This window comes from Microcella indica (assembly GCF_013414345.1).
In the GTDB taxonomy this organism is placed as follows: Bacteria; Actinomycetota; Actinomycetes; order Actinomycetales; family Microbacteriaceae; genus Microcella; species Microcella indica.
Genome location: NZ_CP058670.1, coordinates 227,724 through 241,375 on the forward strand (window position 1 = coordinate 227,724; position 13,652 = coordinate 241,375).

The window sequence follows — 13,652 nt, forward strand, 5'->3', positions numbered from 1 at the left end:
GCTCATGTCGTTACTACGGGAGGTCTCGTGTTCAGAGCAATCGGGCGGATCTTCCGCACGCCAGACCTGCGCCGGAAGATCGGTTTCACACTCGGAATCGTCGCGCTCTTCCGCCTGGGTTCCTTCATCCCCGCGCCGTTCGTGGACTACCAGAACGTGCAGCTGTGTCTGGCGGGCAACGAGGGAGCCACGGGCCTGTACCAGCTCGTCAACCTGTTCAGCGGCGGGGCGCTCCTGCAGCTGTCGATCTTCGCGCTCGGCATCATGCCCTACATCACCGCGTCGATCATCACGCAGCTGCTGCGCGTCGTCATCCCGCACTTCGACACCCTCCACAAGGAGGGCCAGGCCGGTCAGGCCAAGCTCACGCAGTACACGCGCTACATGACGATCGCGCTCGCCGTGCTGCAGTCGACGACGCTCATCACCGTCGCACGAGCCGGAGCGCTCTTCCCGACGACGAGCGGTGTCGCCGAGTGCAGCCAGCTCATCACGAACGACGCCTGGTACGCGATCCTGCTCATGGTCATCACGATGACCGCCGGCACGGGCCTCATCATGTGGCTCGGCGAGCTCGTCACCGAGCGCGGCATCGGCAACGGCATGTCGCTGCTCATCTTCGTCTCCATCGCGGCGACGTTCCCGTCAGCGCTCTGGTCCATCGCCGTCACCTCCGGCTTCGAGATCTTCCTGCTCGTCCTCGCGCTCGGCATCCTCGTGATGGGCGCGGTCGTGTTCGTCGAGCAGTCGCAGCGCCGCATCCCCGTGCAGTACGCCAAGCGCATGGTGGGTCGGCGCACTTTCGGCGGCAACAACACGTACATCCCCATCAAGGTCAACATGGCCGGTGTCGTGCCCGTCATCTTCGCCTCGTCACTGCTGTACCTGCCCGCGCTCGTCGCGCAGTTCAACCAGCCGGCGGCCGGGGAGACCGCGCCGGAGTGGGTCGTCTGGATCCAGAACAACCTCGTCTCCGGCGACAACTGGATCTACATGGTCGTGTACTTCCTGCTCATCGTCGGCTTCACGTACTTCTACGTCGCGATCACGTTCAACCCTGAAGAGGTCGCCGACAACATGAAGAAGTACGGTGGCTTCATCCCCGGCATCCGCGCGGGGCGCCCGACCGCGGAGTACCTCGACTACGTCCTGACCCGCGTGACCCTGCCCGGCTCCCTGTACCTGGGGCTCGTGGCACTCATCCCGCTCCTGGCCTTCGCCTCGGTGGGAGCGAACCAGAACTTCCCGTTCGGTGGCGCGAGCATCCTCATCATCGTCGGCGTCGGCCTCGAGACGGTGAAGCAGATCGATGCGCAGCTGCAGCAGCGGCACTACGAGGGCCTGCTGCGATGAGCGAAGCACGACTGCTCCTCATCGGCCCTCCCGGGGCGGGCAAGGGCACGCAGGCGCACGCCCTCTCCGACGCACTCGGCGTGCCGGCCATCTCGACGGGCGACATCTTCCGTGACAACGTGCGCAACGAGACCGAGCTGGGACGTCAGGCGAAGGCGTACATGGATGCCGGCGACAACGTGCCGGACTCGCTCACCAACGACCTCGTGCGCGATCGACTCGCACAGGATGACTGCGCCGGGGGCTTCCTGCTCGACGGCTATCCCCGCACGACCGATCAGGTGCGCGCCCTCGACGAGTTCCTCGCCGGCCAGGGCACGTCCATGGACGCCGTCATCGAGCTCGTTGCAGACCCCGACGTCGTCGTCGAGCGGTTGCGCAAGCGCGCTCTCGACCAGGGTCGCGCTGACGACGACGAGTCGGTCGTGCGACACCGCCTGACGGTCTACCGCGAGCAGACGGCGCCCCTCATCGACGTGTACGCCCAACGAGGCCTGCTGAGCCAGGTCGACGGCATCGGCGAGATCGACCAGGTCACGGGGCGCATCCGCACCGCGCTCGCCGAGCGCGGCATCCACGTTCCCGCGTGAGCGGCTCCGCTCGACTTGCCCCCGGGGTGCATTATCACCTAAGCTAAATCTTTGGTGCTTTCGGCACGCCTCTGGCGTGTCCGCCGCCTCTCACCTGCCGTGCAGACGGGAGTCAACAGGGCTGAGCACCGTGATCCGCACGACCAGTTCGACATTCCCCACTTTTAGCGACGAAGAGGCTATGGCCAAAAAAGACGGTGTCATCGAGATCGAAGGCTCGGTGGTCGAAGCGCTGCCCAACGCGATGTTCCGCGTTGAGTTGAGCAACGGCCACAAGGTTCTCGCCCACATTTCGGGCAAGATGCGCCAGCACTACATCCGCATCCTCCCCGAGGACCGCGTGATCGTGGAGCTGAGCCCCTACGACCTGACCCGCGGCCGGATCGTCTACCGCTACAAGTAATCGGAATCGTCGACCTGGGTAAGGAACGGCCCGAGAATCCACTCGGCGCACGAGGCCAGCGAACAAGAGAGATACGCACCATGAAGGTCAACCCCAGCGTCAAGCCCATCTGCGACAAGTGCAAGGTGATCCGTCGTCACGGCAACGTGATGGTCATCTGCGACAACCCCCGGCACAAGCAGCGTCAGGGTTAAGGCGGCACAGGCCATTTCTGGCCTGTGCAACCCCGACGCGGGCGGTCTTCTTGACCGCCCGGAGGCGACACAGCCGAGAATCTTGTCGCCGAACAACTGAATACGAACACCAGGCAGTTCCAGAACCCGCGAGAGCGGCGGACACCCAGGGCGAGAGGCCTTGGCACCGGAGCTGCTCCACACCTCTCACGAATCCCCTGAAGGAGCCGTCATGGCCCGTCTTGCCGGAGTCGACATTCCTCGCGATAAGCGCGTCGAAGTCGCCCTCACCTACATCTACGGCGTTGGCCGTACTCGCGCGACGCAGACGCTCGCCGAGACCGGTATCGACCGGAACATCCGCGTCAAGGACCTCACCGACGACCAGCTCGTCGCGCTCCGCGACCACATCGAAGGCACCTACAAGGTCGAGGGTGACCTCCGCCGCGAGGTCGCCGCCGACATTCGCCGCAAGGTGGAGATCGGGTCGTACGAGGGCATCCGCCACCGCCGCGGCCTGCCCGTGCGCGGTCAGCGCACCAAGACCAACGCGCGCACCCGCAAGGGACCCAAGCGCACCGTCGCCGGCAAGAAGAAGGCCCGATAGTCCCCGGGTTCGCCCTGACTATCGATTCGACCTCGTTTTAGGAGAACACCATGGCAGCACCGAAGTCGGCCGCTCGTAAGCCGCGTCGCAAAGAGAAGAAGAGCATCGCCGTGGGCCAGGCCCACATCAAGTCCACCTTCAACAACACGATCGTGTCGATCACGGACCCGAGCGGCGCCGTTGTGAGCTGGGCATCGTCCGGGCAGGTCGGATTCAAGGGCTCGCGCAAGTCGACGCCCTTCGCCGCTCAGCTCGCCGCCGAGTCTGCCGCGCGTCAGGCGCAGGAGCACGGCATGAAGAAGGTCGACGTCTTCGTCAAGGGCCCGGGCTCCGGTCGCGAGACGGCGATCCGCTCGCTTCAGGCCGCGGGCCTCGAGGTCGGGTCGATCAGCGACGTGACTCCGCAGGCGCACAACGGGTGCCGCCCGCCGAAGCGTCGTCGGGTCTAGTTTTTCGCCCTCAGTGACCCGACCCGAGCCCAGCTCGTGTCGGTGCTGGGGTCGCGGCGATGCGATGCATCGCTTCCAGCTCCACCGCACTCAATAACTCAACACATCCGGCGGGCCAGCCACCCGCCGCGCCACAAGTGTCATATGGCGGACACTTTGCCGAAAGGAATCCATAGTGCTCATCGCACAGCGTCCCACCCTCACCGAGGAGAGCGTTTCCGACTTCCGCTCGCGGTTCATGATCGAGCCGCTCGAGCCCGGTTTCGGATACACGCTCGGAAACTCGATGCGTCGAACCCTCCTCTCGTCGATTCCCGGAGCGGCCGTCACGAGCATTCGCATCGACGGCGTGCTGCACGAGTTCAGCACCATCGCGGGTGTCAAGGAGGATGTCACCGAGATCATCCTCAACATCAAGAACCTCGTCGTCTCGAGCGAGCACGACGAGCCCATCACGGCGTACCTGCGCAAGCAGGGCGCTGGCGAGGTGACGGCGGCCGACATCTCCGCACCCGCGGGGGTCGAGATCCACAACCCCGAGCTCGTCATCGCGACGCTCAACGACAGCGCCAAGTTCGAGCTGGAGCTGACGATCGAGCGCGGTCGCGGCTACGTGAGCGCCACGCAGAACCGCAGCGAGTTCAGCGAAGCGGGGCAGATCCCGATCGACTCGATCTACTCGCCCGTCCTCAAGGTGACCTACCGCGTCGAGGCGACCCGTGCCGGGGAGCGCACCGACTTCGACCGTCTCGTCGTCGACGTCGAGACGAAGTCGGCCATCACGCCGCGCGATGCGATCGCGTCGGCCGGCCGCACGCTCGTCGAGCTGTTCGGCCTGGCCCGCGAGCTCAACACGCAGGCCGAGGGCATCGAGATCGGCCCTGCGCCGGTCGACGCGGTGCTCTCCACCGAGCTGAGCATGCCCATCGAAGACCTCGATCTGTCGGTGCGCAGCTACAACTGCCTCAAGCGCGAGGGCATCAACACCGTGAGCGAGCTCGTCGCCCTGTCGGAGACGCAGCTCATGAACATCCGCAACTTCGGGCAGAAGTCGGTCGACGAGGTCAAGGACAAGCTCGTCGAGATGGGCCTCTCGCTCAAGGACGCCGTTCCCGGCTTCGACGGCGCGCACTTCTACGGCGGCTTCGACGACGACGAGCAGTCGAGCTAGGCCTCGCGCCGCCCTCGATCCCCACACCGTCACTGATACGAAAGAACAGACATCATGCCTCAGCCCACCAAGGGTCCTCGCCTCGGAGGAGGCCCCGCTCACGAGCGGTTGCTCCTCGCCAACCTGGCGACCGCGCTCTTCACCCACAAGCGCATCACGACGACCGAGACGAAGGCGAAGCGCCTGCGTCCGCTCGCGGAGCGGCTCATCACGTTCGCCAAGCGCGGTGACCTGCACGCGCGCCGTCGCGTCATGACCGTCATCCGCGACAAGAGTGCCGTGCACGAGCTCTTCACGGAGATCGCGCCCCTCGTCGCCGAGCGCGAGGGCGGCTACACGCGGATCACGAAGACCGGGTACCGCAAGGGCGACAACGCGCCTATGGCAGTCATCGAGCTCGTGCTGGAGCCCGTCAACCCGAAGCCCAAGAGCGCCAAGAAGTCGGCTGCCGCCGAGGCAGCATCGGCTCCGGCCGCCGCGCCTGAGGCAACCGAGCCTGAGGCCGAGGCGACGGACGCTCCGGACGCGGTCGAGAACGACGCGGATGCTCAGGCTGACGCCGTCGAGTCCACCGACGAGGCGTCGAGCGAGGACGCCTCGAGCGCCGAGGCCGACGACACCAAGTAGCACCGGCTGCCACAGCACTCGGCCCCCGCACCCGACGGTGCGGGGGCCGTACTGTTGTGCCTGTGACCGAGAACGACCGCATTCCCCTGCGTGAGAGGGTGCAGGCTCCCTCCTCCCTCACGCTCCCCGCCGACTCCGCCCACTACCGGTGGCGCACACTCAGGCGCGATGACGCCGCCCTCGTGACGAGCCTTGCCGAACGCATGAGCGTGCGCGACCACCCGGCGTGGAGCGAGTCGCTCGAGGAGATGCGCGATGCACTCGAGCGCTCGTGGGTCGACCCGTCCGCCGATGGACTGCTGTGCACGGATGCCGGGGGAGCGGCGGTCGCGTACGGGCTCGTCACGATGCCTCCCGACCCCGAGTCGCTCGTGCGCGTCTTTCTCGCGGGAGGGGTGGACCCCACGCACCGCGGGCGGGGCATCGGGCGAACGCTCCTCGCGTGGCAGCACGATCGCGCTCGTCAGATGCTCGCTTCCTCCGACCTCGCCCTGCCGGCGTGGGTCATGAGCCATGCCGCCGAGATCGCGCCCGAGCACGGTGCGCTCCTCGCACGCGAGGGATTCGAGGCGGCGCGCTACTTCACCACGCTCGAGTGCGAGGTAGCCAGTGCGCTGCCCGCGGGCCCGGCTCCCGAGGGCGGCGTGCGCATCGAGCCCTTTCGGGCCGAATACAGCGAGGCCGTGCGTGTGGCCAAGAACCAGGCATTCGCGGACCACTGGGGCAGTCAGCCCATGGGCTCGGAGCAGTGGCAGTCGATGATCGAGCTGCCGACCTTCCGCGCTCCACTGAGCCGCGTCGCCCTCGTCGACGACGAGGTCGTCGGCTTCGTGACGTCCGAGGTCAACGAAGACGATTGGGCGCGGCAGGGCTTCAGCTCGGGCTACATCGGGCTCGTCGGCACGGTGAGGCCCTGGCGTCGCCGGGGCCTCGCGAGCGCACTCCTCGGGGCGGTACTCGAGGCGTACTCCCTCGCGGGCCTCGAGCGCGCCGTTCTGGACGTCGACACCGAGAGCCCGACAGGCGCGCTGGGCGTCTACACGGCACTGGGCTTCACCCCGACGACGCGTGACGTCGCGTACCGGATCGTCTACTGAGAAGCGCTACCGCGGTCGCTGGAGGCCGGGGTTCGCTTCGTAGTCCACGAGGGGAGGCAGGTCCGCGATGCGCTGCAGCGCCGCGGCGAGAGTCTCCGTGTAGACCTGTCCGCCGGTTGGGCCAGGGTGGATCTGGTCGGGGGCGAGAAGGGAGAGCTGCGGGCTGATGGCCGCGCGCCAGTCGCTCAGCTCGACAAGCCGATATGTGCGCGCGAAGTCGACGAGGTGGGCATTGACACCCTCCGTCCAGCCGCGCGGCGCCTGCGCGCTCACGAGCACGAGCGTGCGTTCCGGACCGAGCAGCGCCCGTACCTCGTGGAGCGTCTCCGGGTCGATCGGCCCGTTCGTGCCGAGCCCGAGCACGACCGTGTCGCGCAGGCGGTCAGACTCGACGAGGGCCCTCACGATCTGCGGTGCCTGGCGCATCTGCCGGGACACGACGGCGTCGATCGCGATGCCCGGGAAGCGCTCCTGCAGCTGCGGCGCCGCCGCGAGCATGACGGAGTCCCCGATCGCGGTGATCTCGTCACCCGACGGCAGCGTGCCGGCCACCGCTGCCGCGGGCTCCTCGTCCCGCGGCAGCGGGCGCTCGGCGCGGCGCTGAGACTCCGCGACAGCGACCTGGCCGGTGGCGATGAGCTCGGCGGCCTCCGAGCGAGGCGGCGCCTGGGCGACTGCGGTGCTCGAGGCGGCCAGCAGTGCGAGAACGCCCGCGGCCGCGACGGCGCGCAGAGGGACAGCACGCGCTGCGCGAGGCGCGCGACGGAACGGCGACTCCACGAGTCGGTAGCTCCCGGCTGCCAGCAGCACCGAACCCGCGAGCGCGATCACCCCGAGCAACCAGGTCTCGCCGAGGCTCGCGCGGTCGAGCTCGGTCAGTCGCGCTCCGAGCAGCACGATCAAGGGCCAGTGCCACAGGTACAGCCCGTACGACCTCTCGCCGACCCACCGCGGTAGCGGAGCATCCAGAACGCTGACCAGCCGACTCTGCGGGCGGTCGGCGGCGGCGATGACGGCGAGAGTGAGCGCCACGGCGACGACCAGGCCGCCGCGATACGTCGCCGCGCCATCGATCGTGAGCACGAGGGAGAGGCCGACAAGGCCGAGACCCGCGAGCACACCGAGGGCATCGGTGAGGAGACGGGCGCGTGCGGGGCCGTCGCCGCCCCGCGCGCGCTGCGAGCGCAGGAGGGCCAGCGCGGCACCGGCGGCGAGGCCGAAACCGTGCGTGAGGGTGGAGAAGTAGGCGGCGGAGGCGGCGGCAGTGTCGAGGGCCGGGTCTCCGGCGACGAGGGCCATCGCCGCGGCAGACGCGGCCGCGAGCGCGCTCACGACGGCGATGCGGATGCCCGGCCGAGCAATCGCGAGCAGCGCGAGCAGCGCGACCGGCCAGAGCAGGTAGAACTGCTCCTCCACCGCGAGCGACCAGAGGTGCCGCAGCAGCTCGGGGCTCGTCTGCGTGAGATAGTCGGCCCCGGTCGCGATCGAGAACCAGTTGTAGCTGAACGTCAACGCCCCGACGAGCTGCCAGCCGATGCCCACGAGCACGTCGCCGCCCATGAGGGCCGCGAGCCCCGCGGAGACGGCGACGACGAGCACGAGGGCGGGCAGCAGTCTCCGCGCGCGCCGGGCCCAGAAGCGGCGCAGGGCGATGCGGCCGGAGCGCGCGTGCTCCTCGATGAGCAGGGTCGTGATGAGGTAGCCGCTCACGACGAGGAACACGTCGACGCCGAGGAAGCCGCCGGGCGCGAGACCCGGGAAGAGGTGGTAGGCGAGCACGAGCACGATCGCGAGCGCCCGGAGGCCGTCGAGGCCCGGCAGTCGCCGCGCATCGGCGCTCTCGACGGGTCGCGGTGTCTGGAACATGCTCCCCCCGAATCGCCGTCGTCTCGTCATCGAGCCTCGGGGCGGACGACCGCCCACCCGTGCGCTCCATCGTAGGATGGTCGGCCGTGAACACTGTGCGCCTGCGGCTCGACCTCGCCTACGATGGCGCGGCGTTCTCCGGCTGGAGCAGGCAACCCGGCCTGCGCACTGTCGAGGGAGAGCTGGGCGAGGCGCTCGCGACCATTCTGCGCCGGGGCGCCGACCCCGTCGACGCCCCGAGGGTCACGGTCGCGGGGCGCACCGATGCGGGGGTGCACGCGATCGGGCAGGTCGCCCACCTGGAGCTCTCGCCGGAGGAATGGCACGAGATCGCCCAGCGGGACCGGCGGCGCGGCCCGCGGGAGGGCGGCCCCGAGGCCTCCCTGCGTCGCAGGCTCAACGGCATCGCCGGTCGCCACGGTGACCTCGTCGTGCGCGACGCGAGGCGCGCACCCGCCGGGTTCGACGCGCGATTCTCCGCCCTGTGGCGCCGCTACGAGTACCGTCTCGTGGATCGCGGGGGCCCGCGCGACCCCCGACGTCGCGGCCACACCTTGTGGGTCGAAGAGACGCTCGATCTCGCCGCGATGGACTCCGCGAGTCGGGCGCTCACGGGTCTCCACGACTTCGCGGCGTTCTGCAAGCCGCGAGAGGGGGCGACGACCATCCGCACCCTGCTCGACTACTCGTGGTCCCGCGATGAAGACGGCGCACTGATCGGACACGTGCGCGCTGATGCCTTCTGCCACTCCATGGTGCGCGCCCTCGTCGGTGCGGCGATCGCGGTCGGCGCCGGGCGCCTCGACGAGGATGCTCTGCTCGCCGTGCTCGACGGAGCACGCCGCACCGGCGCCGCTCCCGTCGTGGGCGCGCACGGGCTCACGCTCGTCGAGGTGGGCTACCCGCCCGACGCCGAGCTGGCGGCCCGCGCCGAGCAGACCCGCGCGCGACGGGACCCCCTGCTCTCAGATTGACCGGCGGCCCTCGGCCGAGTAGGCTCTCCCCTTGGTGTCCGTCGCCGACGGCCATCCAGTTGAGCCCTCCACCGAGGCGTTCTCGCGCGATCTGCGTCGAGAACTCCCACCGGAGTGGGATTCGCGAACACCTCGACCAGAAAGTACGCACTGTGACGCGCACCTTCAGCCCCACGCCCGCTGACATTCAGCGCGACTGGGTCGTCATCGACGCAACCGATGTCGTCCTCGGCCGCCTCGCCAGCCACGCCGCCGTTCTCCTGCGCGGCAAGCACAAGCCGACATTCGCCCAGCACATGGACATGGGCGACTTCGTCATCATCATCAACGCCGAGAAGGTCGCCCTCACCGGCTCCAAGCTCGAGCAGAAGAAGGCATACCGCCACTCGGGCTACCCGGGCGGCCTCACGGCGACGACCTACTCGGAGATGCTCGAGAAGAACCCGGCGCGCACCGTCGAGAAGGCGATTCGCGGCATGCTGCCGAAGAACTCGCTCGGCCGTGCTCAGATCAAGAAGCTCAAGGTCTACGCGGGCGCCGAGCACCCGCACGCTGCGCAGCAGCCGAAGACCTACACCCTCGACCAGGTCGCTCAGTAGCGGCCGCCGACGACGCTAAGGACAATGAGCAACGTGGCAGACGTGACGAACAGCGACAACACGAGCACCGACGCGGCGACCGAGGTCGCCCCCTCGAGCTACTCGACCGAGTCGACCGCCCCCGCAGCGGAGGCCGCGCCACGCGCGATCCTCTCCGTGTCGGGCGCCGCAGTGGGCCGCCGCAAGCAGGCGATCGCCCGCGTGCGCATCGCTCCCGGCGCCGGCACCTACGTGGTGAACGGCCGCACCCTCGAGGAGTACTTCCCCAACAAGCTGCACCAGCAGCTCATCAACGACCCCTTCACCGTGCTGCAGCTCGGGGGCGCATACGACGTCACCGCGCGCATCACCGGTGGCGGCCCCTCGGGTCAGGCGGGCGCACTGCGCCTCGCCATCGCGCGCGCACTCAACGAGATCGACCGTGAGAACAACCGTGCGACCCTCAAGAAGGCCGGGTTCCTCACGCGCGACGCGCGCGTGATCGAGCGCAAGAAGGCTGGCCTCAAGAAGGCGCGCAAGGCTCCGCAGTACTCGAAGCGCTAGTCGCGCCTCGGACCACCCACATGGGTCGCCTTTTCGGCACGGACGGGGTTCGGGGGCTCGCCAACGGTGATCTCACCGCTGACCTGGCCCTCGGCCTCTCCCAGGCCGCCGCTCGCGTGCTCACGCAGGGCCGGCACGCCGATGAGTTGCGCGCCCAGGGCAAGCGCCCGACCGCGATCGTCGCGCGCGACCCTCGCGTGTCGGGGGAGTTCCTGACGGCGGCCGTGTCGGCTGGCCTTGCGAGCTCGGGCATCGACGTGCTCGACGCCGGGGTCATCCCCACGCCTGCCGCCGCCTTCCTCGTCGGCGACATCGGGGCCGACTTCGGCGTCATGATCTCGGCATCGCACAACCCGGCGCCCGACAACGGCATCAAGTTCTTCTCCTTCGGCGGCACCAAGCTGCCCGACGAGGTGGAGGACCGCATCGAGGGTGCACTCGAGGGCGAGAAGCTCGCGCCGACGGGCGAGGCTGTGGGGCGCATCCGCCGGTTCGCCGATGCGGAGGACCGCTACCTGCTGCACCTGCTGCGCACCCTGGATGCCCGGCTCGACGGCCTGCACATCGTCATCGATTGCGCGCACGGCGCCGCGGCAGGCATCTCGCCGCAGGTGTTCAGCGACGCCGGTGCCTCGGTGAGCGTCATCGGGTCTGACCCCGACGGCCTCAACATCAACGACGGCGTCGGCTCGACCCACCTCGAGCCCCTGCAGCGCGCGGTGCTGGAGCAGCGTGCCGACTTCGGCATCGCCCACGACGGCGACGCCGACCGGTGCCTCGCGGTCGACGCCGACGGGCGGGTCATCGACGGCGACCAGATCATGGCGATCCTCGCCGTCTCGATGCAGCGGCGTGGTCTACTCGCCCAGAGCACCCTCGTCACGACCGTCATGAGCAATCTCGGCCTCGGGCGCGCCATGGCCGAGCACGGCATCACCGTGATCCAGACGAAGGTCGGCGACCGGTACGTTCTCGAGGCGCTCGCGGAGCACGGCTTGAGCCTGGGCGGCGAGCAGTCTGGCCACATCATCTTCCAGGAGCACGCGACGACCGGTGACGGCATCCTCACGGGCCTGCAGCTCGCCGCCGAGATGTCGCGCACGGGCCGCACGCTCGCCGAGCTCGCCGACGTCATGACGGTCTTCCCCCAGGTGCTCATCAACGTGCGCGGCGTGGACCGCACGCGCGTGCACGACAGTGCTGCCCTCGCGGAGGCCGTTGCCGCGGAGGAGGCGCTGCTCGGGGAGAGCGGACGTGTGCTGCTGCGCGCAAGCGGCACCGAGCCGATGGTGCGCGTCATGGTCGAGGCGGCAGACCAGGAGACCGCGCAGGCCGTCGCCGAGAGGCTCGCCGCCGTCGTGTCGGCCGAGCTCGCCGTCTAGGGTCCTCCGGCAGGAGGCAGCGGTCACCGCGGGTTCGCACCGGCGCGCTCACACCGTGGCGAGGAGCTCCGTGTGGGTCATCGTGAAGCAGCCGCGCTCGTCGGCCGCCCACGCACGCCAGGCGTCGCTGATGGCCTGCAGCTCGTCGACGGTCGCGTGACCGCCCTCGACGGCGTCGGTCGCGAAGCGGGAGTGGAGTGCGCGCTCCGCCCAGGCGCCGCCCCACCACTCGCGCTCCTGCGCGGTCGTGAACGCCCAGGCGGACGCCGTGAACTGCGGCATCGTGAGGTCGGCGTCGAGCGCCCAGCTCGTGAGATGACGCCCGGCGTCGGGCTCGCCGCCGTTCGCGCGGTGCACTCGACGGACGACGTCGAGCCAGAGCTCGAGCTCCGGCAGGAGGGGGAACCATGTCGTCGCCGAGTAGTCCACTTCCCGCGCGGCCACCAGGCCGCCACCGCGCGCCACGCGCGCCATCTCCCGCAGCATCGCCACAAGGTCCTGCACATGCTGCACGGTCTGATGCGTGTGCACGATGTCGAAGGTCTGGTCGTCGAACGGCAGCGCGAGGCGTCGCCGAGGACGAACTCGGCGCTCGTCTCGAGCTCCGCCGCCGCGGCCAGCGCGTTGGGGGCGGCGTCCAGGCCGACGACCCGAGCCGGCGCGAGGCGCTCGGCGAACTTGGCGGTGATCGTTCCCGGGCCGCAGCCGACGTCGAGGAGGGAGCGGTCGGCCGTCAGGTGGGGCTCGAGGTAGTGGGCGGAGTTCGCGATCGTGCGCCATCGGTGCGCGGCCAGGACGCTCTCATGGTGGCCGTGAGTGTACTTCTCGGACTCGGCCATCAGATCTTTCTCAGCAGAACGGTCGAGACGGTGTGGTCGTGCTCCTTGCGCAGCACGAGCGACGCTCGCGCCCGCGTCGGCAGGATGTTCTCCACGAGGTTCGGCTCGTTGATCTCGCGCCAGATCTCGCGCGCCTTGGCGATGGCCTGCTCGTGCGAGAGCGCCGCGTAGCGGTGGAAGTAGCTGCGCGGGTCGACGAACGCGCCGCTCTGCAGGGCGAGAAAGCGGTCTTCGTACCACTGGGCGATGTCGCTCGTGCGGGCGTCCACGTAGACGGTGAAGTCGAACAGGTCGCTCACCGCGAGGCTTGCACCCGGCCCCGGGGGCTGCAGCACGTTGAGCCCTTCGACGATGAGGATGTCGGGCCGCCTCACGATGATCTCGGCATCGGGGACGCGGTCGTACGTGAGGTGCGAGTAGACGGGTGCGCGCACCTCCTCGACGCCTGACTTGATGCGCGAGACGAATCGGAGGAGGGCGCGGCGATCGTAGGACTCGGGGAACCCCTTGCGATGCAGGATGCCCCGACGAGCGAGTTCGGCCGTGGGGAGGAGGAAACCGTCCGTCGTGACGCGCTCGACGCGCGGGGTGTCCTTCCACCGTGAGAGCAGCTCGCGCAGCAGTCGGGCGATCGTCGACTTGCCGACCGCGACAGAGCCGGCGACCCCGATGACGAAGGGCGTGCTGCGCCCGCTCTCGCCGAGGAAGCTGCGGGTCGCAGAGTGCAGATCGCGGGCTCCCGCCGCGTACAGATTGAGCAGACGGCTCAACGGCACGTACACCTCGGCCACTTCGCGCAGATCGAGGGAGTCGCCGAGTCCTCTCAGCTGCACGAGCTCCTGCTCGGTGAGCGGCTGCGGCGTGGCCGGGGCGAGCGCCGCCCACCGTCGGCGATCGATCTCGACGAAGGGACTGGTCTCGCGCGCTGCGCTCGCCTCGGGCATCGGCTCCACGTTACTCCCGTCCGCGGAGCCCTAGA

At 69.2% G+C, this 13,652-nt stretch carries 15 protein-coding genes and 1 pseudogene; 13 read left to right on the plus strand and 3 right to left on the minus strand.

Annotated elements, in window-relative coordinates; all coding sequences use genetic code 11:
- The first annotated feature begins 27 nt into the window (after window positions 1-27).
- The 9 genes from secY (at window position 28) to HUJ41_RS01175 (ending at window position 6,470) form a co-directional block, all read left to right on the plus strand.
- Window positions 28-1,353, plus strand: coding sequence for a preprotein translocase subunit SecY (gene secY, locus HUJ41_RS01135; protein ID WP_152582681.1), 1,326 nt, complete (start codon window positions 28-30; stop codon window positions 1,351-1,353).
- Window positions 1,350-1,943: an adenylate kinase gene (locus HUJ41_RS01140; RefSeq protein ID WP_179872991.1), complete on the plus strand. Its 594-nt coding sequence runs from the start codon at window positions 1,350-1,352 to the stop codon at window positions 1,941-1,943. The genes secY and HUJ41_RS01140 overlap by 4 nt, the downstream gene beginning before the upstream one ends.
- Window positions 1,944-2,124: 181 nt before the next feature.
- The gene (infA, locus tag HUJ41_RS01145) at window positions 2,125-2,346 is read left to right on the plus strand and encodes a translation initiation factor IF-1 (protein WP_066056559.1); all 222 of its coding nucleotides are present in this window, start codon (window positions 2,125-2,127) and stop codon (window positions 2,344-2,346) included.
- An 80-nt stretch (window positions 2,347-2,426) separates the two neighbouring features.
- A complete protein-coding gene (rpmJ, locus tag HUJ41_RS01150) occupies window positions 2,427-2,540 on the plus strand; it encodes a 50S ribosomal protein L36 (protein ID WP_152582680.1) in 114 nt (37 codons plus the stop codon).
- A gap of 211 nt (window positions 2,541-2,751) precedes the next feature.
- Window positions 2,752-3,126, plus strand: coding sequence for a 30S ribosomal protein S13 (gene rpsM / locus HUJ41_RS01155; RefSeq protein ID WP_152582679.1), 375 nt, complete (start codon window positions 2,752-2,754; stop codon window positions 3,124-3,126).
- 50 nt (window positions 3,127-3,176) lie between these two features.
- Window positions 3,177-3,575 (plus strand): 30S ribosomal protein S11, encoded by a 399-nt coding sequence (gene rpsK / locus HUJ41_RS01160; protein WP_100823513.1) that lies wholly within the window; start codon window positions 3,177-3,179, stop codon window positions 3,573-3,575.
- A 175-nt stretch (window positions 3,576-3,750) separates the two neighbouring features.
- A complete protein-coding gene (locus tag HUJ41_RS01165) occupies window positions 3,751-4,746 on the plus strand; it encodes a DNA-directed RNA polymerase subunit alpha (RefSeq protein WP_152582678.1) in 996 nt (331 codons plus the stop codon).
- Window positions 4,747-4,800: 54 nt separating this feature from the next.
- Window positions 4,801-5,373 (plus strand): 50S ribosomal protein L17, encoded by a 573-nt coding sequence (gene rplQ, locus HUJ41_RS01170; RefSeq protein WP_179872992.1) that lies wholly within the window; start codon window positions 4,801-4,803, stop codon window positions 5,371-5,373.
- Window positions 5,374-5,435: 62 nt separating this feature from the next.
- Entirely contained in the window at window positions 5,436-6,470 is a 1,035-nt protein-coding gene (locus HUJ41_RS01175) for a GNAT family N-acetyltransferase (RefSeq protein WP_179872993.1), read from the plus strand.
- 6 nt (window positions 6,471-6,476) lie between these two features.
- On the opposite strand, the gene HUJ41_RS01180 is transcribed toward HUJ41_RS01175, so the two are convergent.
- On the minus strand, window positions 6,477-8,336 hold the full coding sequence (locus tag HUJ41_RS01180; RefSeq protein ID WP_179872994.1) for an acyltransferase family protein: 1,860 nt from the start codon (window positions 8,334-8,336) through the stop codon (window positions 6,477-6,479).
- A gap of 86 nt (window positions 8,337-8,422) precedes the next feature.
- On the opposite strand from HUJ41_RS01180, the gene HUJ41_RS01185 reads away from it, so the two are divergent.
- From HUJ41_RS01185 to glmM, 4 genes are all read left to right on the plus strand, one after another.
- Window positions 8,423-9,310 (plus strand): tRNA pseudouridine synthase A, encoded by an 888-nt coding sequence (locus HUJ41_RS01185; protein WP_246299276.1) that lies wholly within the window; start codon window positions 8,423-8,425, stop codon window positions 9,308-9,310.
- A gap of 152 nt (window positions 9,311-9,462) precedes the next feature.
- Window positions 9,463-9,909, plus strand: coding sequence for a 50S ribosomal protein L13 (rplM, locus tag HUJ41_RS01190; RefSeq protein ID WP_179872995.1), 447 nt, complete (start codon window positions 9,463-9,465; stop codon window positions 9,907-9,909).
- A gap of 24 nt (window positions 9,910-9,933) precedes the next feature.
- Window positions 9,934-10,452, plus strand: a complete 519-nt coding sequence (gene rpsI / locus HUJ41_RS01195) for a 30S ribosomal protein S9 (protein ID WP_152582544.1) — start codon at window positions 9,934-9,936, stop codon at window positions 10,450-10,452.
- A 20-nt stretch (window positions 10,453-10,472) separates the two neighbouring features.
- Window positions 10,473-11,834, plus strand: a complete 1,362-nt coding sequence (glmM, locus tag HUJ41_RS01200; RefSeq protein ID WP_179872996.1) for a phosphoglucosamine mutase — start codon at window positions 10,473-10,475, stop codon at window positions 11,832-11,834.
- A 48-nt stretch (window positions 11,835-11,882) separates the two neighbouring features.
- On the opposite strand, the pseudogene HUJ41_RS12885 reads toward glmM, so the two are convergent.
- Both HUJ41_RS12885 and coaA read right to left on the minus strand, forming a co-directional pair.
- Window positions 11,883-12,614, minus strand: a pseudogene (locus HUJ41_RS12885) (class I SAM-dependent methyltransferase); the annotation flags it as partial.
- 58 nt (window positions 12,615-12,672) lie between these two features.
- A complete protein-coding gene (gene coaA / locus HUJ41_RS01210) occupies window positions 12,673-13,617 on the minus strand; it encodes a type I pantothenate kinase (RefSeq protein WP_179872997.1) in 945 nt (314 codons plus the stop codon).
- Window positions 13,618-13,652: the final 35 nt, after the last annotated feature.

What these genes read in the sequence shown, in the direction of transcription:
- rpmJ (WP_152582680.1), top strand. Translation starts at nt 2,427, where the DNA reads ATGAAGGTCAACCCCAGCGTCAAGCCCATCTGCGACAAGTGCAAGGTG.
- rpsM (WP_152582679.1), top strand. Translation starts at nt 2,752, where the DNA reads ATGGCCCGTCTTGCCGGAGTCGACATTCCTCGCGATAAGCGCGTCGAA.
- HUJ41_RS01140 (WP_179872991.1), top strand. Translation starts at nt 1,350, where the DNA reads ATGAGCGAAGCACGACTGCTCCTCATCGGCCCTCCCGGGGCGGGCAAG.
- coaA (WP_179872997.1), bottom strand. Translation starts at nt 13,617, where the DNA reads ATGCCCGAGGCGAGCGCAGCGCGCGAGACCAGTCCCTTCGTCGAGATC.
- HUJ41_RS01180 (WP_179872994.1), bottom strand. Translation starts at nt 8,336, where the DNA reads ATGTTCCAGACACCGCGACCCGTCGAGAGCGCCGATGCGCGGCGACTG.
- infA (WP_066056559.1), top strand. Translation starts at nt 2,125, where the DNA reads ATGGCCAAAAAAGACGGTGTCATCGAGATCGAAGGCTCGGTGGTCGAA.
- rpsK (WP_100823513.1), top strand. Translation starts at nt 3,177, where the DNA reads ATGGCAGCACCGAAGTCGGCCGCTCGTAAGCCGCGTCGCAAAGAGAAG.
- glmM (WP_179872996.1), top strand. Translation starts at nt 10,473, where the DNA reads ATGGGTCGCCTTTTCGGCACGGACGGGGTTCGGGGGCTCGCCAACGGT.
- rplQ (WP_179872992.1), top strand. Translation starts at nt 4,801, where the DNA reads ATGCCTCAGCCCACCAAGGGTCCTCGCCTCGGAGGAGGCCCCGCTCAC.
- rpsI (WP_152582544.1), top strand. Translation starts at nt 9,934, where the DNA reads ATGAGCAACGTGGCAGACGTGACGAACAGCGACAACACGAGCACCGAC.